General features: G+C 70.8%; 22 protein-coding genes and 2 pseudogenes. 11 read left to right on the top strand and 13 right to left on the bottom strand.

Annotated features, from left to right (window positions below):
• Window positions 1-49 precede the first annotated feature (49 nt).
• The 4 genes from QQY66_RS13745 to QQY66_RS13730 form a co-directional block, all read right to left on the bottom strand.
• Window positions 50-1,294, bottom strand: a complete 1,245-nt coding sequence (locus QQY66_RS13745) for a sialidase family protein (RefSeq protein WP_301979604.1) — start codon at window positions 1,292-1,294, stop codon at window positions 50-52.
• A complete protein-coding gene (locus QQY66_RS13740; RefSeq protein ID WP_301979602.1) occupies window positions 1,252-2,184 on the bottom strand; it encodes an RICIN domain-containing protein in 933 nt (310 codons plus the stop codon). Before QQY66_RS13740 ends, QQY66_RS13745 begins: the two co-directional genes overlap by 43 nt.
• Window positions 2,185-2,314: 130 nt before the next feature.
• Window positions 2,315-3,298: a helix-turn-helix domain-containing protein gene (locus QQY66_RS13735; RefSeq protein WP_301979600.1), complete on the bottom strand. Its 984-nt coding sequence runs from the start codon at window positions 3,296-3,298 to the stop codon at window positions 2,315-2,317.
• A gap of 217 nt (window positions 3,299-3,515) precedes the next feature.
• Entirely contained in the window at window positions 3,516-5,252 is a 1,737-nt protein-coding gene (locus QQY66_RS13730) for an MFS transporter (protein WP_301979598.1), read from the bottom strand.
• A 178-nt stretch (window positions 5,253-5,430) separates the two neighbouring features.
• On the opposite strand from QQY66_RS13730, the gene QQY66_RS13725 reads away from it, so the two are divergent.
• The 4 genes and pseudogenes from QQY66_RS13725 to QQY66_RS13710 all read left to right on the top strand — a co-directional run.
• Window positions 5,431-6,849 carry an MFS transporter gene (locus QQY66_RS13725; RefSeq protein ID WP_301979597.1) on the top strand — a complete coding sequence of 473 codons (1,419 nt, stop codon included), beginning with the start codon at window positions 5,431-5,433 and terminating at the stop codon, window positions 6,847-6,849.
• Window positions 6,850-6,936: 87 nt separating this feature from the next.
• Window positions 6,937-7,476, top strand: coding sequence for a SigE family RNA polymerase sigma factor (locus tag QQY66_RS13720; protein ID WP_301979596.1), 540 nt, complete (start codon window positions 6,937-6,939; stop codon window positions 7,474-7,476).
• A 29-nt stretch (window positions 7,477-7,505) separates the two neighbouring features.
• Window positions 7,506-8,294: a hypothetical protein gene (locus QQY66_RS13715; protein WP_301979594.1), complete on the top strand. Its 789-nt coding sequence runs from the start codon at window positions 7,506-7,508 to the stop codon at window positions 8,292-8,294.
• 4 nt (window positions 8,295-8,298) lie between these two features.
• A pseudogene (locus QQY66_RS13710) lies at window positions 8,299-8,454 on the top strand (SAM-dependent methyltransferase); the annotation flags it as partial.
• Between the two features lie 58 nt (window positions 8,455-8,512).
• Here QQY66_RS13710 and QQY66_RS13705 read toward each other — a convergent pair.
• From QQY66_RS13705 to QQY66_RS13690, 4 genes and pseudogenes are all read right to left on the bottom strand, one after another.
• On the bottom strand, window positions 8,513-9,145 hold the full coding sequence (locus QQY66_RS13705; protein ID WP_301987300.1) for a response regulator transcription factor: 633 nt from the start codon (window positions 9,143-9,145) through the stop codon (window positions 8,513-8,515).
• 34 nt (window positions 9,146-9,179) lie between these two features.
• Window positions 9,180-10,534 (bottom strand): annotated as a pseudogene (locus QQY66_RS13700) (sensor histidine kinase).
• A 13-nt stretch (window positions 10,535-10,547) separates the two neighbouring features.
• Complete coding sequence (locus QQY66_RS13695; protein ID WP_301987298.1) at window positions 10,548-11,264, bottom strand: ABC transporter permease; 717 nt, start codon at window positions 11,262-11,264, stop codon at window positions 10,548-10,550.
• 8 nt (window positions 11,265-11,272) lie between these two features.
• The gene (locus QQY66_RS13690) at window positions 11,273-12,220 is read right to left on the bottom strand and encodes an ABC transporter ATP-binding protein (RefSeq protein WP_301979592.1); all 948 of its coding nucleotides are present in this window, start codon (window positions 12,218-12,220) and stop codon (window positions 11,273-11,275) included.
• A 265-nt stretch (window positions 12,221-12,485) separates the two neighbouring features.
• Between QQY66_RS13690 and QQY66_RS13685 the strand changes: the two genes are divergently transcribed.
• From QQY66_RS13685 to QQY66_RS13675, 3 genes are all read left to right on the top strand, one after another.
• Complete coding sequence (locus QQY66_RS13685; RefSeq protein WP_301979591.1) at window positions 12,486-13,364, top strand: MaoC/PaaZ C-terminal domain-containing protein; 879 nt, start codon at window positions 12,486-12,488, stop codon at window positions 13,362-13,364.
• A gap of 29 nt (window positions 13,365-13,393) precedes the next feature.
• Window positions 13,394-14,470, top strand: a complete 1,077-nt coding sequence (locus QQY66_RS13680) for a Zn-dependent alcohol dehydrogenase (RefSeq protein WP_301979590.1) — start codon at window positions 13,394-13,396, stop codon at window positions 14,468-14,470.
• Between the two features lie 80 nt (window positions 14,471-14,550).
• Window positions 14,551-15,480, top strand: a complete 930-nt coding sequence (locus tag QQY66_RS13675) for a 3-oxoacyl-ACP reductase (protein ID WP_301979589.1) — start codon at window positions 14,551-14,553, stop codon at window positions 15,478-15,480.
• Window positions 15,481-15,561: 81 nt separating this feature from the next.
• Here the strand turns inward: QQY66_RS13675 and QQY66_RS13670 are convergent, their stop codons facing one another.
• Both QQY66_RS13670 and QQY66_RS13665 read right to left on the bottom strand, forming a co-directional pair.
• A complete protein-coding gene (locus tag QQY66_RS13670) occupies window positions 15,562-15,717 on the bottom strand; it encodes a hypothetical protein (RefSeq protein ID WP_301979588.1) in 156 nt (51 codons plus the stop codon).
• Window positions 15,718-15,822: 105 nt separating this feature from the next.
• Complete coding sequence (locus QQY66_RS13665; RefSeq protein WP_301979587.1) at window positions 15,823-16,968, bottom strand: hypothetical protein; 1,146 nt, start codon at window positions 16,966-16,968, stop codon at window positions 15,823-15,825.
• Between the two features lie 198 nt (window positions 16,969-17,166).
• Between QQY66_RS13665 and QQY66_RS13660 the strand changes: the two genes are divergently transcribed.
• The 3 genes from QQY66_RS13660 to QQY66_RS13650 are packed head-to-tail and all read left to right on the top strand — an operon-like array spanning window position 17,167 to window position 20,140.
• Window positions 17,167-18,006, top strand: coding sequence for a Nif3-like dinuclear metal center hexameric protein (locus QQY66_RS13660; protein WP_301979586.1), 840 nt, complete (start codon window positions 17,167-17,169; stop codon window positions 18,004-18,006).
• On the top strand, window positions 18,003-18,746 hold the full coding sequence (locus tag QQY66_RS13655) for a zinc ribbon domain-containing protein (protein WP_301987296.1): 744 nt from the start codon (window positions 18,003-18,005) through the stop codon (window positions 18,744-18,746). The genes QQY66_RS13660 and QQY66_RS13655 overlap by 4 nt, the downstream gene beginning before the upstream one ends.
• An 11-nt stretch (window positions 18,747-18,757) precedes the next feature.
• Window positions 18,758-20,140: a bifunctional RNase H/acid phosphatase gene (locus QQY66_RS13650; protein WP_301979585.1), complete on the top strand. Its 1,383-nt coding sequence runs from the start codon at window positions 18,758-18,760 to the stop codon at window positions 20,138-20,140.
• Here QQY66_RS13650 and eda read toward each other — a convergent pair.
• Window positions 20,115-20,750, bottom strand: coding sequence for a bifunctional 4-hydroxy-2-oxoglutarate aldolase/2-dehydro-3-deoxy-phosphogluconate aldolase (gene eda / locus QQY66_RS13645; protein WP_301979584.1), 636 nt, complete (start codon window positions 20,748-20,750; stop codon window positions 20,115-20,117). The two genes, QQY66_RS13650 and eda, sit on opposite strands and share 26 nt — an antisense overlap.
• A 73-nt stretch (window positions 20,751-20,823) precedes the next feature.
• Window positions 20,824-21,606, bottom strand: a complete 783-nt coding sequence (gene yaaA, locus QQY66_RS13640; RefSeq protein ID WP_301979583.1) for a peroxide stress protein YaaA — start codon at window positions 21,604-21,606, stop codon at window positions 20,824-20,826.
• Between the two features lie 98 nt (window positions 21,607-21,704).
• Here yaaA and QQY66_RS13635 point away from each other — a divergent pair, with 98 nt between their 5' ends.
• Window positions 21,705-23,126, top strand: coding sequence for an RNB domain-containing ribonuclease (locus QQY66_RS13635; protein WP_301979581.1), 1,422 nt, complete (start codon window positions 21,705-21,707; stop codon window positions 23,124-23,126).
• Here QQY66_RS13635 and QQY66_RS13630 read toward each other — a convergent pair.
• Window positions 23,077-23,706, bottom strand: a complete 630-nt coding sequence (locus QQY66_RS13630) for a hypothetical protein (protein ID WP_301987295.1) — start codon at window positions 23,704-23,706, stop codon at window positions 23,077-23,079. The genes QQY66_RS13635 and QQY66_RS13630 overlap by 50 nt on opposite strands.
• Between the last annotated feature and the right edge of the window lie 5 nt (window positions 23,707-23,711).

Genomic DNA, 23,711 nt, shown 5'->3' with positions numbered 1-23,711 from the left:
ACCCCCTGGTCGGCGGGCGACAGGGGGTACGGCGGTACGGCGGGGTGGATCAGGGTGCGTCGGAGATGTCGAGCCTGTTCACCTTGATGCGGCTGGTGTCGTACTCCCAGACGACGAAGAACTTGCCCGGGGCGTACTCATCGGCCATCGCGTATGTGTCCCAGCCCTCCCCTGTGGTGCCTGGAGAGTCGACCTCGGGCTCCGTGCCGTTGGCGAAGAACTTGGGGGCGCTCCAGCTTCCATCGCGGCGTTTGGTCTTGTAGTAGAGGACGTCGCGGTAGGCGGGGTCCGGTGGGTTCGCGCTCCGAACGGGGTAGTTGTAGATGTACAGGTACTGCCCGTTGCTGTCCTTGGTGAAGTAGGCCTTGGACGTGTCCGCGCTCGGCAGGCTGGTGTCCCGCACGAAGGGCGACCAGCTGGCGCCACCGTTGGTGCTCGTGGCCTTCATGGCGTAGTCGTTGGCGCTGCGGGCGACCATGACCAGTTCGTTCCCGGCCGTGCCGGACTGGGAGAGGGCGATCTGGTTTTCGCCGGCCTTGACGGCGTCGTCGTTTCCATTGATCACCGAGCCTGCCTTCGACCAGGTCTTCATGTCCGTGGAGGTCAGCACTCCGTTCTCCCGCTTGCTCGCCCAGTACGGCATGACGTGCCTGACGTCGTCCGGGTTGCTGGGGTTCGTCCACTTCAGCGGGTGTCCGGCGAAGACCATGTTGGGGATGTCCGGGAAGGTGGCGGGGTAGGTCTGCCAGGAGTGACCCTCGTCGGTGCTGCGCTTTACGACGGTGTCGCTGATCGGCAGGCCGTTGTGGTTGATCCCGTCGTCCGCGGTGTCGTCCTTGTCGTCGTTGTCCGTGTCCCGGATCGGCGTGCGCCCGAGGAACGCGAACAGCTCGTTGCCCGCCTTGTAGAGGATGACGTAGTGCCAGGCGAACGCGCTGGTCTCCTGGGCCAGCATCTGGGGGCGGCTCCAGTTGGCGCCGCCGTCGGTCGTGTACGAGTACCGGATGTACCCCATGTCGACGTTGCCGGGCCGGAGGCCCTCCCGCCAGGCGACGACCGCGTTGTTCGCGCTGGTGCTGACGATGTCGGGGGTGCGCGTCCCGTCGCCCCCGGTGACGACGTTCGCGTAGACCGTCGACTCGGACGACGTGCCCTCGGCGGCGGCCGACCCCGGCAGCAGCAGGCCGGACAGGACGGTGAGGACGAGTGCGGTCAGGAGTGCGGGCCATGCCCGTCTGCGTTTCACCAGCTTCACCACATCCACTGCTGACTCCCGCTTGTCGAGCAGGTCCACTGAATGGCCTCCGTTCCCGGGGTCTGACTGGAGCTGGGGATCGCGAGGCACAGCCCGCTGTTCTTGTTCTGGAACCGGTCCAGGCTGATGCGGACCCAGACCTGCTCGTCGCCGCCGCCGCACGGCCACTGGATGACCTTGGCGCCGTTCTGCGTACTCGCGCCCGCGAGGGCCAGGCACTTGCCGTTCGCCTTGTTGACGACCCGGAAGCCGCCGGACACCGATTGGAGCGCCCAGTAGTTGCTGTCGCTGTTGCTGCACGACCACTGGATCATCGCGATGCCGTTGTCGTAGCTGGAGCCGGGGTTGGCCAGGCACTGGCCGGTGCCGAAGTTGTAGAGACGGGCGTAGGTCGAGGTGTCCTCGGACCACACCCAGCGCTGGTCCAGGTTCGTCGAGCAGGTCCACTGGACGATCGCGGCGCCGTTGGCGGTGGTGGAGTTGGGGACCGCCAGACACTTGTCGCTGTTCAGGTTCCGCAACCGGTTCCAGCTGTCGTGGACCCAGACCTGCTCGTTGCCCGCGGCGTTGCAGGGCCACTGAACGGCCTGTGTCCCGTCGGCCAGGCTGGAGTTGGGCATGGCGAGACACTGGCCGCTGTTGCGGTTGCGGACGAGGTAGCGGTCCCCGTTGCCGCCCGCCACCTTGGTGAACGTCCAGTCCTGGTCGAAGTCCTCAGTACAGGTCCACTGGACCAGGCCGGTGCCGTTCGCCGTGCTGGAGGTCGGGACGACCAGGCATCTTCCCGCGTTGAGGTTGCGGAGGTTTCTCCAGTCGTCCTCCGCGTTCGCCGGTGTGGACGAGGCGAGTGTGTACACCAGGGTGGCGGCGACTGCGCACAGCGCCATGAGGGCGGCCGCGAAGACGCGGGGCAGGTTTTTCATATGCATGACATCGAGCAACCTCTCTGTTTCCATCGTTGTCTTCACCGTCGGACGGTCCCGCAGCGACTTGATCAGAATGCGATGCAGTTCCTGGGGAAGTCGTTAGCTGTGAGTCCACTGAGACTTGGCGGTGGATCTACTCCCGCACGGCGAGCGCCTGGAGCCGGTACTCCTTGGGTGACATCCCGTACGCGGCGCGGAAGGCGCGGGTGAAGTCGGAGGCGCGCGGCAGACCCCAGCGGGTGGCGATCGTGTGGATCGGCGTGGTGCGCTGGGCCGGGTCGGCCAAGTCGCCGCGGGCGCCCTCCAGTCGGCGGCGGCGGACGCAGGCCGCGACGGTTTCGCCCTGCGCCGCTTCCTGGAACAGGCGATGCAGGTAGCTGAGCGAGATGTGGTGCGCGGCGGCGATGACGGGCGGTGCCAGATTCGGGTCGTGCAGGTTCTGCTGGATGAACGCGTGAATGCGAGTGATCAGGGCGCCCTGCCGGGTCTCCGGCGGCAGGGCGCCCTCCGCCTCCAGCACCTGGGCGATCCAGGCCGACAGCAGGTTGACGAGGACGGTTCCCAGGCGCGGTGCGTCGGACGGCCGCAGGGTGTCCGCCTGCCGGTCCAGGCCGGTGAGGAAGTCCGTCAGCAGAGCGCCGATTCCCTCCCGCCCGGACAGTCGTCTGCCCAACAGCTCCCGGTGTGGCGGCACATGCATCAGTGCCTTGGGAACCTCCACGCCCACGCCCGTGCAGGCGCGGCGCTCGCCGTCGCTGTACGCCCGCACGTCGCCAGGCCGTGAGCTGTCGGCCAGGTACAGGTCGCCCGGGCCGTACGTGTCGTACCGTCCGTCGTGGTCGACCGCCAGCCCTCCGCCGAGCACCAGCCTCAGGTGGTACAGCTCGGGGTCGGACTGCCGCACCATTCTCGCGTTCCGGCGGAACCGCGACGGCAGGAACGAGGTCGGCCACACCGTCACCGGTCCCAGCTGCAACAGCCGCTGCTCCGCCCAGTAGTCGGCGGCGTGGTCACTGGTGAGGTCGGCGGGTGCGACTGTCCGGCCGACGCGCTCTCGCCAGAGGTCGAACCTGTCCTCCGCAGGCACGTCCTCGCTCCGGAACAGCGTCCCGATCATCCCGCCCCGCCCCCTCCCGCCCTGAACCCCCGTCAGGCGCGTGCCGCTGATCTCCGGTCACACGGAGATCGCAGAGATGGATGGTGCGGGGGGAATCCTTTCTGATCATGAACGCCGGATGGATTCGAGGGGAAGAAATCGCCTCGGATTGCTCAGAGTTCGGATTCCTCAGGGTTTCGGATTGCTCAGGGTTCGGATTGCTCAGGGTTCGGATTGCTCAGGGTGCGGAGACGGTCTCACCCGGCAGCGCAAGGTCCACGTCGACCGGGCGGTCGTCGCCGGCGTGGGTCGCCGCGGAGGCGAGCGGGGCGTGGCCGGTGGCGCGGGCGGCGAGGACGTATGCCCCCCGGGCGGGGACCGTCAGGGCGTAGCTGCCGTCGTCGGCGGAGAGCGTCGCGCCCGCCTGGCGGCCCCGGCGGTCGATCAGGGTGACCTTCGCGCGGGCGACCGGTGTGCCGCCGGCGTCCAGGACGCGGCCACGGAAGCCGCGCAGTGCCTCCTCGGCGCGGGCCAGGTTCGAGTCCTCCTCGCTGCTCGCGCGCAGCTGGGGCGCGCGGTTCGGCTTCGGCAGGAACAGGGCCATCAGCAGGCCGACGGCCACGGCGCCCGTGGCGATCAGGAAGGAGACCCGGAAGCCGTGCATGGTGGGGACGGCGACGCCGTTCGCGTCGTTCGCGGTGTTGGCGAGCACCATGCCGATCACGGCGCTCGACACCGACGTACCGATGGAACGCATCAGGGTGTTCAGGCCGTTCGCGGCGCCCGTCTCCGAGGCCGGGACCGCGCCGACGATCAGCGCGGGGAGCGAGGAGTACGCGAGGCCGATGCCCGCGCCCAGGACCACCGCGATGACCAGGGACTGCCAGGCGGCGCTCATCAGGCCGAGCCCGGCGCCGTAGCCGATCCCGATGATCAGCATGCCGAGGACGAGGGTGCTCTTGGGGCCGTACTTCGCCGACAGGCGGGCGTAGACGGGGGCCGTGAACATCATCGTCAGGCCGAGCGGGGCCACGAGCAGCCCCGCTACGACCATCGACTGGCCGAGGCCGTAGCCGGTGGCCTTCGGGAGCTGGAGCAGCTGGGGAAGGACGAGCGAGACGACGTAGAAGGAGACACCGACCATGATCGACGCCAGGTTGGTGAAGAGGACGGCCGGGCGGGCGGTGGTGCGCAGGTCGACGAGGGGGGCCGCGGTGCGCAGCTCGTAGACGCCCCACAGGAGCAGGACTACGACGGCGCCCGCGAACAGGCCCAGTGTGGTGCCCGACGTCCAGCCCCAGTCGCTGCCCTTGGTGATGGGGAGCAGGAAGAGGACCAGGCCGAGGGAGAGGCCGAGCGCGCCCGGCAGGTCGAAGGAGCCCTTGGCGCGCATCGGGGACTCGGGTACGACGAGGAGGGTGAGGACGATCGAGAGGACGCCGAGGCCGGCGGCGCCGTAGAAGAGGGCGTGCCAGTTCGTGTGCTGGGCGACCAGGGCCGCGGCGGGCAGCGCGAGGCCGCCGCCGACGCCGATCGAGGAGCTCATCAGGGCCATCGCCGAGCCGAGCTTCTCGCGGGGCAGCATGTCGCGCATCAGGCCGATGCCGAGCGGTATCGCGCCCATCGCGAAGCCCTGGAGCGTACGGCCGGCGATCATCGGAAGCAGGTCGCTGGTGACGGCGCTGATCAGCGCGCCGACCACCATCACGGCCAGGCTGAGGATCAGCATCCGCCGCTTTCCGAACAGGTCACCGAGCCGGCCCATGATCGGCGTGGCCACGGCTCCCGAGAGAAGCGTCGAGGTCAGGACCCAGGTGGCGTTGCTGGGTGAGGTGTCGAGGAGCTGCGGCAGATCCTTGATGACCGGGACGAGCAGGGTCTGCATCACCGCGACCACGATGCCCGCGAAGGCGAGCACCGGGACGACGGCACCGCCGGCTCTCGGGGTGGGCTGGTCGGTCGGTGTTGGGTTCATGTGCATCATGAACCCGGTGTGCCCGGGCAACTATTCCGATGCTTTGGCTCACTAACGGTTTCTTGACCGTCTCATGGGGATCTGATCGTCCGCCAGCGGTCCTACTACCTATGACCGAGGGACGGGTGGCGCGAAATCCCGATGCAATGGGCGTAACCCGGTTGAGAGCATGACGCCCATGCTCCAAGCCGCTGACACCACCCCCATAGCCGGCCGTACCGCGCCTCCCGCCTGGCTGGTGGTGGCGCTCGCGTGTGCCGGGCAGTTCCTCGTCGTGCTCGACGTCTCCGTCGTGAACGTGGCGCTGCCCTCGATGCGGGCCGACCTGGGGCTGAGCGCTCCCGGCCTGCAGTGGGTGGTGAACGCCTACGCGATCGCCTTCGCCGGGTTCATGCTGCTCGGCGGACGGGCCGGTGATCTGTACGGCCGGAAGCGGATGTTCCTGGCGGGGCTCGGCCTGTTCACGCTGGCCTCCCTGGGCGGCGGACTGGCCCAGGAGGAGTGGCAACTGCTGCTGGCGCGGGCCGTGCAGGGCCTGGGCGCGGCGGTGCTGGCGCCCGCGACGCTGACGATCGTGACCTCGGCGGTGCCGGAAGGGCCGGCGCGGGCTCGGGCGATCGCGACCTGGACCGCGGTGGGCGCGGGCGGGGGAGCGGCGGGCGGGCTCGTCGGCGGCGCGCTGGTGGACGCCCTGTCGTGGCGGTGGGTGCTGCTGATCAATGTGCCGGTGGGCGCGGTGGTGCTGCTCGGGTCCCTGCGGTGGCTGGCGGAGAGCCGGGCCGGGGACGGACGGCGCCTCGACCTGCCCGGCGCACTGCTGGTGACCGGGGGGCTGGCGAGTCTGGCGTACGGCATCTCACAGACCGAGGCCGAGGGCTGGACGGCGTCGGCCACCGTCGTCCCGCTGCTCGCCGGGCTCGCGCTCATCGGGCTGTTCCTCGTCGTCGAAGCGCGTACGGCGGCTCCGCTGATGCCGCTCGGACTGCTGCGGGTGCGGTCGGTGGCCGCGGCGAACGTGGCGATGTTCCTGAGCGGCTCGGCGATGTTCGGCATGTGGTTCTTCATGACGCTGTACGCCCAGAACGTACGGGGCTACTCGCCGCTGGAGGCCGGGCTCGCGCTGGTGCCGAGTTCCCTGGCCGTGATCCTCGGCTCGAAGCTCGCGCCCCGCTTCATGCCCGTGATCGGGGCGCGCGGTCTGGCCGTCCTGGGCACGCTGGTGGGTGCCGCCGGGTTCGGCTGGCAGTCGACGCTGACCACGGACGGGCCGTACCTCACCGCCATCATGGTCCCGGGAATCCTGATGATGCTGGGCGCGGGCCTCGCGATCACGCCGCTCGCCTCGCTGGCCACGTCGGGGGCGGCGCCGGGGGAGGCGGGGCTGGTGTCGGGGCTGGTCAACACCTCGCGGACGATGGGGGGTTCGCTGGGGCTCGCGGTCATGTCGACGATCGCGGCGGCGCGTTCGGCGGGAAGCGTTGCGCCTCAGGCGCTGACGGAGGGGTACGCGCTGGCGTTCCGGGTGAGTGTGGGGGTGCTGGTGGCGGGGGCGGTGCTGATGATGGTGTGGCTGCCGGGGAGAAAATCCGGGCACTGAGAGGCCTGGGGGCCAAGAGAAATTTCTGAGTGGCGGGGCAACGGTTCGCGTGGCCCATGGACTCCTTTGAATATCTAGGAGGTGCCCATGGGGGATCGCAAGGAGGCTCGGGACACGGAGTTCCAGAGCTTTGTCACCGGCCGCTGGCCGCGGCTGATGCGGACGGCATTTCTCCTCACGGGGGAGCAGCACGCCGCGGAGGACCTGGTCCAGTCCACGCTCGAGCGGGTCTATGTGGCCTGGCGCAGGGTCGGTTCGGCCGACGACCCGGAGGCGTATGTACGACGCGTGATGGTCAACGCGCATGCGCGCAGACACCGTCGGCGGCTGAAGGAGTACCTGGCGCCGAAGGACGACTCGGGCCTCGTGCGCGAGGTGCCCGACAGCGGAGACCGCATCGCCCAGGCCGATGACCGCAACGAGTTGCTGAAGGCGCTCGCCCAACTGCCGCCACGGCAGCGGGAGGCGGTGGTCCTGCGGTACTGGGAGGACCTGACGGAGACCCAGACCGCCGAGGCGATGCGCTGTTCCGTCGGCGCGGTGAAGAGCAACGCGGCGAAGGGGATCGCGAAACTCCGGGCCATACCGGGGCTGGCGGAGACGGTGACGCAGGGAGGGCGGAAGTGATGAGCGCGGACCGGGAGACGAACCACGACATGACGAACACTCACATCGCCCTCCTGCTGGCCGACGCCGCGGACGAGGTCGAGATCGGTATAGCCCCCTACCAGGCGGTGATCCGCGGCGGCCGGCGGCGCAGGGCGCGGCGCTGGGCGGTGGTGGCGGCGACGGCGCTGGTGCTGACCGGTTCGGCGGGGACACTGGCGATCGCGGGGATGCCGGGGGGCGACCGGGACCGGGGCTCGGTGGTGGCGACTCGGCCGCCGACGACCGAGGCTCCGAGCGTGGTGGATCCTCAGCGGACCCTGCTGGGGTTCGGTACCGACGGGGGCAAGGACTGGCAGGTCGCCATCGACGTCTGGACGGCACCACGCGACGAGTCGGAGGCGCGGCTCCAGGTGAGCGCGATGACGGATCACGGGGAGTTCCCGGCGGGCCTGCGCCAGGACTCCGAACTGATCGGCAAGAGCACGTACTTCGTGTACCGGCTCGACGGTGAGGGGGAGGAGACGACCGTCATGGAAGGGCAGTTGACCCACGACGACACCATGTCGGGCGCGGACATCGAAGCCGGCGCGATTCGCCTGACGACCGACTCCGACGCCGCCCAGCGCCTGGTCGTCGGCCAGGTCGCCCCGACCGTCCAGCGCGTCACCTGCACCTGGAAGAACGGCACGACCACCGACGTCCACCGGGTGCCGAAGGGGTACGACGTGAACAGCGACGACCAGGTGATCCGCCCGGTGGACGGATCCCCCGTGAACTGGTTCGTGTGCGTGGCACCGGAGGGGACGGCCTACCAGGAAGTGAAGGTGACGAAGTAGGGGAGTGGCCGCAATACGCGCAGTGGAGGACGTACTCCGGCTGCTGGACGGCCGGTTCGCGCCGGACGCCGACCGGTGGACGGGCCGGGGCGCCTCATGGTGGGACGTGTTCTACGCGGACCGCTCCAGGCCGGTGCCGTTCCTCGTGGCGAAACCGGACAGGAAGGAGTCCGTGGGATAAGGCAAGGAGTCCGTGGGATGAGGCGGGGGCAGCGGGATCAGAGCCACCCCTGCTGGCGGGCCTCCCGCAGTGCCTCCATCCGGTTTCTGGTGCCCGTCTTGCCGATCGCGGCGGAGAGGTAGTTGCGGACCGTGGACTCGGAGAGGTGGAGCGAGGAGGCGATGTCGGAGACCGTCGCGCCGTCCGCCGACGCCTTGAGGACTTCGCACTCCCGGGGGGTGAGCGGATTGGGGCCGGCGCTTAGTGCGGCGGCGGCGAGGGCCGGGTCGATCACCGTCTCCCCGGTGAGTACCCGGCGGATGCAGGCGGCCAGCTCCTCCACCGGACCGTCCTTCACCAGGAAACCGGCGGCGCCCGCCTCCATGGCCCGCCGCAGGTATCCGGGGCGGCCGAAGGTCGTGAGGATCAGCACCCGGCAGTCCGGCACCTGGTCACGCAGCTCGGCGGCGGCGTCCAGACCGCTCTTGCCGGGGAGCTCGATGTCCAGCAGGGCCACGTCCGGACGGTGGGTCTGTGCCGCTTCCACGATCACGTCGCCGGCCGACACCTGGGCCACGACCTCGATGTCCGGTTCCATCCCGAGCAGCAGGGCGAGGGCGCCGCGCATCATGCCCTGGTCCTCGGCGAGGAGAACGCGGATGGACCTGGCCGGGCGATGATCGCGGGGCATCTCGTTCACGGGGCAAGAGTAGGGCGCCCATCGGTCACGCGAGCTGCTCCGCCGGTATCGGTCGTGGCACGGCCGTCGCGTCCACCGGCAACTCCGCGGTCACCGTGAAGCCCCCGCGAGATCCCGGCCCGGCCGTGAGGGAGCCGCCCGCCGTGGCGAGGCGTTCGGTCAGCCCCTTGAGACCGGTGCCGCCGCCCTCCAGGGGATTGCGCCCGACCATCCTCGTCCCCGTTCCGTCGTCCGTCCCCGTCCCGTCATCCGCGCCGGTCCCCTCGGCTGTCCCCGCCGCCCCCGCCCCCGCCCCCGTCCCCGTCCCGTCGTCCGTCACCGTGAGCCGAACCCGTTCCGTCGCCCCCGACACCGTGATCTCGCAGCGGGCCGCGGCGGAGTGCCGTACGACGTTGGTGACCGCCTCGCGTACCACCCAGCCCAGCAGGGCCTCGGTCTGCGGGGGAGAGGGGGGCCGGAGCGGTGGACCGTGGAGTCGATGTTCGCTGCGGAGAGGGCGGAGCGGGCCCGGTCCAGTTCCGTGGTGAGGCTGCCCTCCCGGTAGCCCGTGACCGCCTCGCGGATCTCGGTCAGGGCCTGGCGGCCCACGGACTCGATGTCGCTGACCTGGAGGAGGGCCGCGTCGATGTCGCGGGGTGCCAAGCGGCGGGCCGCCTCCGACTTGACGACGATCACCGAGAGCGTGTGGCCGAGCAGGTCGTGCAGGTCGCGGGAGAAGCGCAGGCGTTCCTCCTCGACGGCACGGCGGGCCAACTCCTCACGGGCGGCGAGCAGTTCCCGTACCGCCTCGGACAGGGACAGGATCGCCGCCGTCACCAACGTCGAGATCCACGTGGCGTAGGCGATGTCGAGACCGCCCCAGCCGTCACGGATGACGGACACCACGCCGGCCAGCACGGTCACGATCGCGCCGGCCAACCGCAGGTGCGGCATCCGTACCACCGCACCCGTCGCGAGGCCGAACAGGGGGAAGAAGAGCAGCCAGGTGTCGCCGTACCCGATGCCCAGACCGCAGGTCACCAGCCCCATCAGGACCAGGGCCACCCGAGTGGAGGTCGCCTCACGGGTCTCCCGCCGGAAGGCACGGAACGCCACATAGATGTAGAGGGAGTTGAAGGTGAGCAGCCCCAGGCCCGCGATCCACGGGTCCGAGGTCTCGCCCTGGAACAGGTTGGAGAAGGAGCCCATTCCCATGAACAGCCATGGCAGGAGGCTGAAGCCGGTGGGAGCCGGGCCCGCGTTTGCAGGGACTTTCCCGTTTTTCCGGGCGGCCTTGAGGCGTTCCTTGTTGTCCTCCCAGTACTGCTGACTCTCCCGCGCGTGCTGGTACGCCAGCTGCCACGCGTCCATCCGGCACGAGATCTTCCGCAACCAGGACATGTCCTGCCCCCGATCAGACGGTCCCGGCGTTCCGCCGGTACGACAACACAGCGTACGAACCAAAGGCCAGCAGCCAGACTCCCAGCACCACAATCGCGGCGGCCGCCGGTGCGTGACCCTCGACGACGGACCGGCCGAGCTGGGCGAAGCGGTTGGAGGGGGTGTACGTCGACAGGGAGCGCAGCCAGTCGGGGAACAGAGCGATGGGGAACCACAGGCCGCCGACCACCGACAGGCCCAGGTTGCACAGCATGTTCGCCACGCCGGTGGTCTGCGCGGTCAGCCCGTAGCCGTTGCCCAGACCCAGCAGCGTGAACGGCACCGACCCCAGCCACAGCAGCACCGCGATCGCCGCCCACTGCCATACGGCGAGCCGGACGCCGTTGACCAGGCCGCCGGCCGCGAGGACCGCGACGATCGCCGGGAGCACCGTCACCGAGCCGGTCAGCGCCCGGCCGATCACCACCTCACGCGGGCTCATCGGGGTCACCCTCAGCTGCCGCAGCCAGCCGATGGCCCGGTCCTCGGCGACCCCGCCACCGGTGTTCAGGGCCGAGCCGAGCGCGCCGTACGCGGCCATTCCGACCATCGACTGCGCCTTCCAACTCCCGTCGTTCGCACCGAGGTTGGTGAACAGCAGGTACATCATCACCGGCATCGCGATCCCGCCGATCACAAACCCCCGGTCGCGCAGCGTCCGGCGCACTTCAAGCCGCAGATAGTCCGAGATCGCGGACATCACACCGCCTCCGCGACAAGCGAGGTCGAGGTCGACGTCGAGGAAGAGGTCGAGGTCAGCGTCAGGAACGCGTCCTCCAGCGACGCCGGAGCCACCTCCAGTCCGCGGACCGCGCCCAGCGCCGCCAGCGCGACCACCGTCGCGTCCGAGTCGTCGGTGCGCAACCGCGCCCGGCCCCCGCGCACCTCCACCGACCGCACCCCGGGCAGCGTCTCCAGGTCCACGCCGGACGGCACATCCACCGCCACGACGCTGCCGCCGACCGCCCGTTTCAGCTGCTCGCCCGAGCCGTCCGCGACGATCCGGCCATGGTCGACGACGAGGATCCGGTCGGCATACGCGTCCGCTTCCTCCAGGTGGTGCGTAGAGAACAGGACGGTGTGGCCGCGCCGCGCAAACGCCCGTATCGAGCGCCAGAAGGACTGGCGGGCCTCCACGTCCAGGGCGGCGGTGGGCTCGTCCAGCACGATGAGGGAAGGGTTTCCGGCCAGCGCGACCGCGAAGCGCACCCGCTGTGTCTGGCCTCCGGAGAGCCGGTCCACCCGTCGCTCCGCCAACCCGGCGAGTCCGGCCAGTTCCAGCGCCTGGCCGACGGGAAGCGGGGCGGGATAGCGGCCTGCCACGAAGGAGACCAGCTCGCGCACGGTGACCCGGGGCACCGCCCGCGCCTCCTGGAGCATCGCCCCGACCCTGCCCGCCCGCACCGACCGCTCCGGAGGCTCGCCGAAGAGCTCCACCGTGCCCTCGTCGGGCTCGTTCAGGCCGAGCAGCAGCGAGATCGCCGTCGATTTGCCCGCACCGTTGCGGCCGAGCAGTGCGACCGTCTCGCCGTGCGCGATCTCCAGGTCGAGGCCGTCGACGGCCCGTACCGCGCCGAAGGTCTTGACCGCCCCCGTGAAGGACACGGCCGCCCCCGTGAAGGCCCCGGCAGGTTCTGTCTGTGTCATGCCTCGACGCTACGGACCCGCGGCACCGGCAGGGCAGATGCGCTTGTACGGACTCCCACGGGACAAATGTCATGGCCCAACCGGCCCCGCACACGTCTGACACCCTGTCAGGAGCCTTCACAACTGCGGAGCCCTGGGCTATACAGAGGGCGCCGGACTGGAACGCGTTCTAGGTCGGCCAGTGAACGACCTCGGTGCGGCCGACGGTGCGGACGGCCGCGCCGAGGTTCTCTGCCCGGGAGAGTCGTCAGGAGTCCTGAGCCCTATGCCCATCGACGCAGCCAAGGCGCTCGCCGCCGAACCCCGTTCCGGCGAGATCGCCTGGGACCACAAGGATGTGCAGCTGTACCACCTGGGGGTGGGCGCCGGCGCGAATCCTGACAAGGAGACCCCCTCCACCGACCCCGACGAACTGCGCTACACCCTGGAATCCCGGCTGCACGTCCTGCCGAGCTTCGCCACCGTCGCGGGCAGCGGCTCGCCCGGCGTGATCAGCAGCCTGTCCATGCCCGGCGTCGAGGTCGACCTGGCCCGTGTCCTGCACGGCGGCCAGTCCCTGACCCTCCACCGCCCGATCCCGGTCAAGGGCACCGCCACCGCCACCGGCCGGATCGCCGCCGTCTACGACAAGGGCAAGGCCGCCGTCCTCGTCATGCGCACCGAAGTCACCGACGCCGAGGGCCCGTTGTGGACCAACGACGCGCAGATCTTCGTACGGGGAGAAGGCGGATGGGGCGGCGACCGAGGGCCGTCCGCGCGCCTCGAACCGCCCGCCGGTGAGCCGGACAAGGTCGTCGAGCGGCCGATCCGCGAGGACCAGGCCCTCCTCTACCGCCTCTCCGGCGACTGGAACCCGCTGCACGCCGACCCGGAGTTCGCCAAGGTCGCCGGGTTCGAGCGGCCCATCCTGCACGGGCTGTGCACCTACGGCATCACGCTCAAGGCGGTCGTCGACACGCTGCTAGGCGGCGACACCGCCCGCGTGCGGTCGTATGACACACGGTTCGCCGGGGTGGTCTACCCGGGCGAGACCCTGCGCATCCGTATGTGGCGGCCTTCCGGGGCCGTGATCCGCGTGGCCGTCAGCGCCGTCGAGCGGGAGGACGCGCCCGTCCTCGCCGACACCATCGTCCAGCACTCGTGAGCCAAGAGCCTTCCGAGGGGAGCCGCACCATGCGCGCAGCCGTACTGCACGAGATCGGCCAGGACAAACTCGACGTCCTCGACGACATCGAGGCGGTGGGCTTCGGCCCAGGCAGGGTGAGGGTCCGGGTGCGGGCCACCGGGCTCTGCCACTCGGACCTGTCCGCCATGGGCGGCATCCTGCCGCAGCCGGCGCCCTTCGTGCCGGGTCACGAGGGCGCGGGCGAGATCCTCGAAGTCGGCGACAGCGTGAGCGACTTGAGCGTCGGCGACCGGGTGGTCCTGTGCTGGCTGCCCGCCTGCCGCACCTGCCCCGCCTGCAAGCGCGGGCAGACCGAGCTGTGCCTCGCCGGGTTCATGAACGCGGGCACCCCCAACTTCAAGCGCCCCGGCGGCGACGTCTTCGGCATGGCGGGCACCGGCACCTTCACCGAGGAGGTCGTCGTCGACGCCCGGTGCGCGGTGCCGATCCCGGACGACGTGCCCTTCGACATCGCCGCGCTCATCGGCTGCGGGGTGACGACAGGGCTGGGCGCGGCCCTCAACACGGCCGATGTGGAGGCGGGTTCGTCGGTCGCCGTGATCGGGTGCGGCGGGGTCGGCGTCTCCGCCATCCAGGGCGCACGCCTCAAGGGCGCCGCCGAGATAGTCGCCGTGGACCCGGTCGCCTCGCGCCGCGAGTCCGCGCTCAAGTTCGGTGCCACGAAGGCGGTTTCGCCGGACGAGCTGCCCGACGTCAAGCAACACGTCACCGCCGGCGAGGGCTTCGACTACGTCTTCGAGGTCGTCGGCAAGGCCGCCACCGCGCGCACCGCCTACGAGAACACCCGCCGCGGCGGCACCCTCGTCGTCGTCGGCGCGGGCGCCATGGACGACTTCCTCCAGCTCAACATGTTCGAGCTGTTCTTCGACGAGAAGCGCATCCTGCCGTCCATGTACGGCGGCGGCGACGTCCTGCGCTCCTACGAGCGGACGATCTCCCTCTGGCGGGCCGGCCGGATCGACCTGGAGGGACTGATCACGCACCGCGTCGCCTTCGCCGACATCAACGAGGCCCTCGACCAGATGCGGACGGGCACGGCACTGCGCACGTGCATCGAGATCTGACCCCGCTCTCGGGACTCCTCGCTCTCGACTCTCCGCTCTCGACTCTCCGCTCTCGACTCCCCTCTCGCGAAAGGACCTTGATGTCACTGCCACTTGAGGGCCTGGCGGCCGTCGTCACCGGCGCCGCACGCGGTCTGGGCCGGGCCGAGGCGCTGGAACTCGCCCGGCTCGGCGCGGCCGTCGTCGTCAACGACCACGGACAGCCCGGCCGCGACGGCTCCGGCGAGGCGTCCGCCGCCCCCGCAGAGGAGGTCGCCGCCGAGATCCGGAAGACCGGCGGCACGGCACTCGCCCACACCGGGGACGTAGCCGACTTCCAACAGGCCCGCGCTCTAGTGGAGTTGGCGATCGAGGAGTTCGGCAAGCTGGACGTCCTCGTCAACAACGCGGGCATCCTGCGCGACCGTATGGTCTTCTCCATGACCGAGGACGAGTGGGACTCGGTGATACGGGTCCACCTCAAGGGCCACTTCAACACCACCCGCTTCGCCTCCGCGCACTGGCGCGAGCGGTCCAAGGCGGCAGGCAGGCCGGTGTACGGGCGGATCGTGAACACCTCCTCGGAGGCCTTCCTCGCCGGCTCCGCCGGACAGCCCAACTACGCTGCCGCAAAAGGCGGAATCGTCGGCCTCACCACCTCCACGGCCCTCGCCCTGGCCAAGTACGGCGTGACGGCCAACGCGATCTGCCCGCGAGCCCGCACCCGGATGACGGAGGACGTCTTCCCTGACGTGTCCGACAGCGGCCTCGACCCCCTCGCCCCCGATCACGTCGCCCCCCTCGTCGGCTACCTGGCCTCCCCGGCCGCCGCCCGCGTCAACGGCCAGCTGCTCGTCGTCCACGGCGGCATGGTCGCGATCGTCGAACGTCCGCGTGTCCAGGCCCAGTTCGACAGCAAGCAGGAGACTTTCAGCTACGGCGAGCTGGACGCCGTACTCACGCAGCACTACGCGGACACGAAGGGCGAGACGTTCGCGGCGGCGGAAGTGCTCGGTCTCAAACGCCGGTAGCCCGAACTCTCCAGCCGACAACTCCCCCTACGACAACGGCCCCGCCCGTCCACTGGACGAGCGGGGCCGATCGACCTACCTTCAGGCAGCCGTCTCGGTCTGCTGCTCCACCGGCTTGCGATGACGGCCGCGCGGGGCCGCCTCACCCTCGTGGGACGAGACCGGACCCCGGTGCTTGCCGCGACCGGCGGACTCCTGGGTCTGGGCAGGCTGCTGGGTCGTAGTGGCGTCACTCATCGGAAGAAATTCACCCCGTCAACATGATCCTTCTTACAGCCGGGCGAGTGTAACCAGCACACCAGTCACCGAATCCAGCCGCACACGCCAACCGCCACGACTTCGTTACCTGGTCGCCATACGACCGTGCAGAAGTGCCTCCTGAAGGGATACCGGGCGCGTGACGACGGGCTCGGAGGGGGCGGGATCTGCCGGTTCCTCCGGCGGCGTTTCGTGCACTTCCGGTCCCGCCCCCGCCTCCACCCGAGCCACCCCACACGCCACCACCCTCGACGCATAAGGCAGTTGCAGTACCCCGTCCCGCGTGAACACCCCCGCCCCCGCCAACCACCCCTCGGGCCCCGGAAGATGACGTACCCGCCGCTCGCTCGGCCGCCACAGACCCAGCCAGCTGCTCACCGGCCCGTCGACGCGGAGCGCCACCGCACAGCTCTCCGGCATCAGCATCTGCCCCGGCTGGACGGCGAACGGGGTGACCGTGCAGTCCGCCACCCGCAGGCTCTCCGGGAACCGCACCGGCAGCGTGCTGCCGAGCACCCCCCAGCCCAGCCGGGCCTGCCCCGGTGAGGGCGCGTCGGAGCTGATCAGCAGCAGCCCGCTGTCGGGGTCGGCGAGCAGGAGCCGGTCCTCGCTGTCCGCGGCGATCTGCAGCAGCGGCGACACCTCGCCGCCGCGCTCCAGGTCGACGACGACGGTCTTGGTCCGTCCGCCGACCTCCCGGTCGAGGGCCAGTATCCGCCCCGCGCGGTCCAGCCACACCCCGCCCGAGCAGCGCCCGGGGATCTCGGCGAGCTGCTCGGGCCCGAAGGCACCGCCCGCCACCAGCCACACCGCGCTGGAGCGCCGGCCCACGGCGAGGGCGTACGCCTTGTCGCCGCCCGGCGCGGGCGGCAGCAGCCGCAGCCGGGAGCCGGGGTCCGGGCACTCCACGGCCCCCAGCGGCAGCTCACCGGTGCCGGGCCCGGTCGGGTAGAGCAGCGCGAAGACATGCCGTCCGTCCGTGAGGCGCCGGATCAGGACCCGGCCGTCGCTCATCGGCTGTACCTCGGTGCCGGGCTCCTCGGGCTGGTTGCCGGGCAGCGGCACGGCGTACGGTTCGGGTCCGTCCAGGGTCCAGCGCTCCGGGAACAGGGAGTCGCCGTCCGCGGCGAGGCGTGCGGCGTAGCAGCCGTCCACGGTGATCGCGCACCCCGTCGGCGGGGTCGGGTCGTCCTCGTTCTCCGCGGTGGGTTCGATCGCACAGGCCGTCATCGGTCGATCACCTCCGGCGACGAAGCTAGTTTTCGCACGCACAGACGGGGGACCGCCGGGCACTCGCTTCACACATAAGGGTGGCCACGATTCGATTCGCCTGAGGAAACGGGGGCGGATGTGCTGGACGGGGCGACGGCCCAGGTGGGGCCCCGGCGCAGGTTCAGCGGCACAGAACCTCCAGGTAGCCTTGAGCGCGTGCCCCGTCTGTCTGAAGTCATCGCCGCGCTGGAGAACCTGTGGCCCGCCGAGCGGGCCGAGTCCTGGGACGCGGTCGGCACCGTCGTGGGCGACCCCGGCCAGGAGGTCGCAAGGGTTCTCTTCGCCGTAGACCCGGTCCAGGAGATCGTCGACGAGGCCGTGAAGCTGGACGCCGACCTGCTGGTCACCCACCACCCGCTCTACCTTCGCGGTACGACGACGGTCGCGGCGTCCCACTTCAAGGGCCGCGTGGTGCACACCCTCATCAAGAACGACATCGCGCTGCACGTCGCCCACACCAACGCCGACACCGCCGACCCGGGCGTCTCCGACGCGCTCGCCGGCGCCCTGGACCTGCGGGTCGTACGACCGCTCGTGCCGGACCCGGCCGACCCGTCCGGGCGTCGGGGCCTCGGCCGGATCTGCGAGCTGGACCACCCGCTGCCCCTGCGCGAGTTCGCTGTGCGGGCCGCCGAACGCCTGCCCGCCACCGCGCAGGGCATCCGCGTCGCAGGCGACCCCGAGGCGGTCGTACGGACGATCGCGGTCAGCGGCGGCTCCGGCGACGGCCTCTTCGACGACGTACGCGCGTCCGGTGTCGACGCCTTCCTCACCGCGGACCTGCGACACCACCCGGTGTCCGAGGCCCGCGCCCACAGTCCCCTCGCGCTGCTCGACGCAGCGCACTGGGCCACCGAGTGGCCCTGGTGCGAGCTGGCAGCAGCCCAGCTCGACGAGATCTCCGACCGGAATGGCTGGGACCTGCGCGTCCATGTGTCCAAGACGGTCACCGACCCGTGGACCATCCACTCCCCGTCAATTGGAGCCCCCAACTGAACGCCGCGCCCGCCGACCAGATCCGACTCCTCGACGTCCAGGACCTCGACGTCCGCCTCCAGCAGCTCGCCCACAAGCGGAAGTCGCTCCCCGAGCACGCCGAGATCGAGTCGCTGACCAAGGACCTCACCCAGCTGCGCGACCTGCTCGTGGCCGCGCAGACCGAGGAGAGCGACTGCGCCCGCGAGCAGATCAAGGCCGAGCAGGACGTCGACCAGGTGCGCCAGCGCGCCGGCCGCGACCAGCAGCGCCTCGACTCCGGCGCCGTCACCTCCCCCAAGGACCTGGAGAACCTTCAGCGCGAGATCGCCTCCCTCGCCAAGCGGCAGGGCAACCTCGAGGACGTCGTCCTGGAGGTCATGGAGCGCCGCGAGTCCGCACAGGAGCGGGTCGCCGAGCTGACCGAGCGGGTCTCCTCCGTCCAGACGAAGATCGACGACGCGACGGCCCGCCGGGACGCCGCGTGCGAGTCGCTGGACGGCGAGATCGCCTCGGCGACCAAGGAGCGCGAGGTCATCGCCGGGTCCGTCCCCGCCGATCTGCTCAAGCTCTACGAGAAGCTGCGCGAGCAGCAGGGCGGCGTCGGCGCGGCCAAGCTCTACCAGCGCACCTGCCAGGGCTGCCGTCAGGAGCTGTCCATCACCGACATCAACGAGATCCGCGCCGCCGCGCCGGACACGGTGGTGCGGTGCGAGAACTGCCGTCGCATCCTGGTGCGTACGTCCGAGTCGGGCCTCTAGGAGCCTTTCCGGTGCGGGAGTTCATCGTCGAGGCCGACGGCGGGTCACGGGGCAACCCCGGGCCCGCGGGCTACGGAGCCGTGGTGACCGACGCGGCGACCGGGGAGACGCTGGCGGAGACGTCCGAGTACCTGGGCATCGCGACGAACAACGTCGCCGAGTACCGGGGGCTGCTGGCCGGCCTGCGCGCCGCCCACGCCCTCGACCCGGGCGCCACGGTCCACGTCCGGATGGACTCCAAGCTCGTCGTCGAGCAGATGTCGGGCCGCTGGAAGATCAAGCACCCTGACATGAAGCCGCTGGCCGCGCGGGCGGCGGCGGTGTTCGGGGTGGGGCAGGTGACGTACGAATGGATTCCGCGGGAGATGAACAGACGGGCGGACAGGTTGGCGAACGAGGCGATGGACACCGGTAGTTCCGCCAGTTCTCTGCGCCGCGGAGCGGCGAGGGCTGACGCCGGGGGGCTGGGCGGTGGAGCGGCGAGGGCTGACGCCGGGGGGCTGGGCGGTGGAGCGGCGAGGGTCGACGCCGGGGGGCTGGGCGGTGGAGCGGCGAGGGCTGACGCCGGGGGGCTGGGCGGTGGAGCGGCGAGGGCTGACGCCGGGGGGCTGGGCGGTGGAGCGGCGAGGGTCGACGCCGGAGGGCTGGGCGGTGGAGCGGCGAGGGCTGACGCCGGAGGGCTGGGCGGTGGAGCCGCGAGGGCTGACGCCGACGTCCGCGCCGCGCGGAACGTGGCGACGCCGACTGTCGGGTGGGGTGGCGCCGACCTCGGTGCGCCCGCCACGTTCGTGCTGCTGAGGCACGGCGAAACGCCCCTGACGCCGCAGAAGCGTTTCTCGGGGAGGGGCGGTACCGACCCGTCGTTGTCCGACGTCGGCAGGGAACAGGCCGAACGCGTGGCGGACGCTCTCGCCCGGCGCGGGACGATCCAGGCCATCCTCGCGTCCCCCCTCGCCCGTACCCGCGAGACCGCCGGAATCGTCGCCGCCCGTCTGGGCCTGGACGTCAGCATCGAGGACGGGCTGATCGAGACGGACTTCGGCGCGTGGGAGGGCCTTACCTTCGCCGAGGTGCAGGAGCGCCACCCCGATGACCTGAGCGCCTGGCTCGCGTCCCCGGAGGCCGAACCGACCGGCGGCGGCGAGAGCTTCGCGGCGACGGCGACGCGGATCGCGGCGACGAGGGACAAGCTGGTGGCGGCGTACACAGGCCACACAGTCCTGCTGGTCACCCACGTCACACCGATCAAGACGCTCGTACGACTCGCCCTCGGCGCCCCGCCCGAGTCCCTGTTCCGCATGGAACTCTCGGCGGCCTCACTCTCGGCGGTGGCGTACTACGCGGACGGCAACGCGAGCGTACGGCTCCTCAACGACACGTCGCACCTGCGCTGAGCGCCGCCGCCTCGCGGGCCAGCGACTCGATCCGCCCCCAGTCCCGCGCGGCCATCGCATCCTCCGGAAGCATCCAAGTCCCGCCCACACAGTCGACGTTGGGCAACGCCAGATACTCCGGAGCCGACGCGAGCCCGATCCCCCCGGTCGGGCAGAACCGCGCCTGCGGCAACGGCCCGGCCAGCGACTTCAGATAGGCCGTACCGCCCGCCGCCTGCGCCGGGAAGAACTTCATCTCCGTCACGCCCCGCTCCAGCAGCGCCACGACCTCCGACGTGGTCGACACCCCCGGCAGGAACGGCACCCCGGACGCCCGCATCGCCTCCAGCAGTACGTCCGTCCAGCCCGGACTCGCCAGAAACCGCGCCCCGGCTGCAACGGACGCGGTCACCTGCTCCGGCGTGATCACCGTCCCCGCCCCCACCACCGCGTCCGGCACCTCCCCGGCGATCGCCCGGACCGCGTCCAGCGCGACCGGCGTCCGCAGCGTCACCTCGACCGCCGGCAGCCCACCCGCGACCAGCGCCCGCGCGAGCGGAACGGCGTCGGCGGCGTCCTGTAGGACGACCACGGGGACGACGGGGGCGAGATCAAGGAGGGAGGCGCTCATGCTCAGTATCGTGCCGTTGGCACACATCATGCGCAAAGGTCATTGCGCATGATGCAACGACCAGGATCAATGATCAGTGGATCTCGTCCACCAGCACATCCAGCGCCCACGCCGTCCCCGCCTTCACCGGCGGCTCCGCCTCCACCACATACCCGAGGTCCCGCAGCGCCTCCACCAGCTCAGCCGGCCCCTTCGGCGCCACCCCGCCCGCCAGCAGACTCCGTACGATCCGCCCCTTCGTCGCCTTGTTGAAGTGGCTGACCACCTTCCGGGTCGGCGCATGCAGCACCCGCACGGTCGCCGTCCGCCCGGCGACGTCACCCTTCGGCTTCCAGGCAGCCGTATACGCGGAAGACCGCAGATCCAGCACCAGCCCGCCCCCGGCGACCTCGGGCAGGACGTCGGCCATCGGCGCACGCCAGTGCGCGCCCAGCGCCCCGAGCCCCGGCAGCTTCACACCCATCGAGCAGCGGTACGAGGGAATCCGGTCCGTCACCCGGACGGCACCCCACAACCCCGAGAAGACCAGCAGAGAGCGCCCCGCCCGCCGCTTCGCCGCCGTATCGAGGGAGGCCAGGTCCAGAGCGTCGTACAACACACCGGTGTAGATCTCCCCGGCGGACCGCGCCCCCGCCGTCCGCAACTCGGTGTTCTTGGCGACCTCGCCCCGCAGCCCCTCACTCAGCCCGAGCACCTCACGCGCCTTCTCCTCGTCGCCCGCGCACAGCTCGACGAGTTCGCCGAGGACGGCCTCACGGGCCGGTCTGAGCCCGGGCAGCGACAGCGACTCCAGCTTCAGCGGGGCGCCACGGCCGGACGAGGCCTTGCCTTCGGAAGGCGGCAGCAGGACGAGCACGGGTTCTCCTTGTGTTTCGGGCTTCGCGACAGCGTACGGCGTACTTCGGCAGGGCTCCGCACCGGCGTCCGGGCCGAATTGTGCCTAGGCTCATGGGTATGCCCCGCCGCCACATCCGCGTGACCGGCGCCCCCGAAGCCCCTCTCCGGGCCGCCCTCACCGCGCTGCGTACCGAACTAGGCGTCTCCGAGAGCTTCCCGCCCGAAGCCGTCCCGGCCACACCCGCCGTGCCGGAGCACGACGCCACGGACATCCCCCTCTTCACCATCGACCCGCCCACCTCCACCGACCTCGACCAGGCGATGCACCTCTCCCGCCAGGGCACCGGCTACCGCGTCCGGTACGCCATCGCCGACGTCGCCGCCTTCGTCGTACCCGGGTCGCCGCTGGACCTGGAGACCCACCGCCGGGTGACCACCCTGTACTTCCCGGACGGGAAGATCCCGCTGCACCCGGTGCTGCTGAGCGAGGGAGCGGCAAGCCTGCTCCCGGACCAGCCCCGCCCGGCCGCCCTGTGGACCATCGACCTCGACGCGGACGGCCGCACGCTCGCCGTCGACGTCCGCCGGGCCCTGGTCCGCAGCCGGGCCAAGCTGGACTACGCGGGGGTGCAGAAGCAGATCGACGCCAAGACGGCCGAGGAACCGCTAGCGCTGCTCAAGGAGATCGGGGAGGCGAGGGAACGCCTGGAGATCGAACGCGGCGGCATCTCGCTCAACGTGCCCGAGCAGGAGATCGTAGAGCACGACCACACATACGAGCTCAGCTACCGCGCCCCACTCCCCGCAGACGGCTGGAACGCCCAGATCTCCCTGCTCACGGGGATGGCGGCCGCGGATCTGATGCTGGGCGCCGGCACCGGCGTACTCCGCACCCTGCCCGCCGCCCCCGACGGCGCCGTCGGCCGCCTCCGCCGTACCGCACACGCGCTGCACATCGACTGGCCGCACCACGTCTCGTACGCGGCCCTGATCCGCTCCCTCGACCCGCACCGCCCGCACCACGCGGCGTTCCTGCTGGAGTGCACGACGCTGCTGCGCGGCGCGGGCTACACGGTCTTCCGGAACGAGATCCTGCCGGACATCACGACGCACTCCGCCGTAGCAGCGCCTTACGCCCACTGCACGGCCCCCCTTCGCCGCCTCGCCGACCGCTACGCCACCGAGATCTGCCTGGCGACGGTTTCCGGAGGTGTTGTGCCCGAATGGGTACTCGTCGCCCTCGACACCCTCCCCAAGGAGATGGCCGACGGCACGCGCAGGGCGGGCCAGGTGGAGCGCGCCTGCGTGGACATCGTGGAGGCGGCGCTGCTCAAGGACCGGGTGGGCGAGTTCTTCGACGGGTGCGTGGTGGATGTGGAGGAGCGCCGTCCGAGGGTCGGGAAGATCCAGTTGGAGTCCCCGGCGGTGGTAGCCCCCATCGAGAGCGACGCCGAGCCCTTGCCCCTCGGCGAACGCCTCCGCGTACGGCTCACCCAAGCGGATCCGGCAGCGGCGAGGGTGCGTTTCGCGCCTGCGTGATCGCTTCCTTGGTCGCTTGCTTCGTCGCTTGTACGAGGCTGTCGGCGTCGTCGGCGTGCAGGCGAACGAGTCGGATGGTCTTCTGCCGCCCGAAGAAGGTGAAGTGGGTGACGGGCTCGGTGAGTTCGATCGTGACATCGGTCTGCGAGCCCACGGGGATGTCGAGTTCACCGTCGGTGCGCTGGTGCGTGGTCCGCAGCTCCCGTCGTATGGAAGCGATGTGGGTGACGGGGATGCGCAGATCCACGTGGGCGGCGTAACGGACGCGGAGCACGCCGTCGTTGAGCACGTGGGGCCGCACGACCGAGGCGGCGTGCAGGCCGACGATGACGACGACGCCGTACACGTCCAGGACGAGCACGACCCGCTCGACGGTCGGCCAGTGACGCAGCAGGACGGACATCGTCAGCGTCTCGATCACGCACACGAACGCGAACCCGAACATCACCGCACCTTGCCCGCGCGCGTACCCGAAGGCCTGCCCGCCGCCGCCCGTCCCGTGCCGCCGCTTGGTGGCCCACAGCACCAGGCTGACGAGCAGCCGCAGCTCGTGCCGGAGGAGGGCGTCAGCGATCCGCATGGTCA

This window comes from Streptomyces sp. DG2A-72 (assembly GCF_030499575.1).
Taxonomy (GTDB): Bacteria; Actinomycetota; Actinomycetes; order Streptomycetales; family Streptomycetaceae; genus Streptomyces.
Note: the sequence above shows the minus strand (reverse complement) of the source record. Positions and strands in the feature narration are given on the sequence as shown.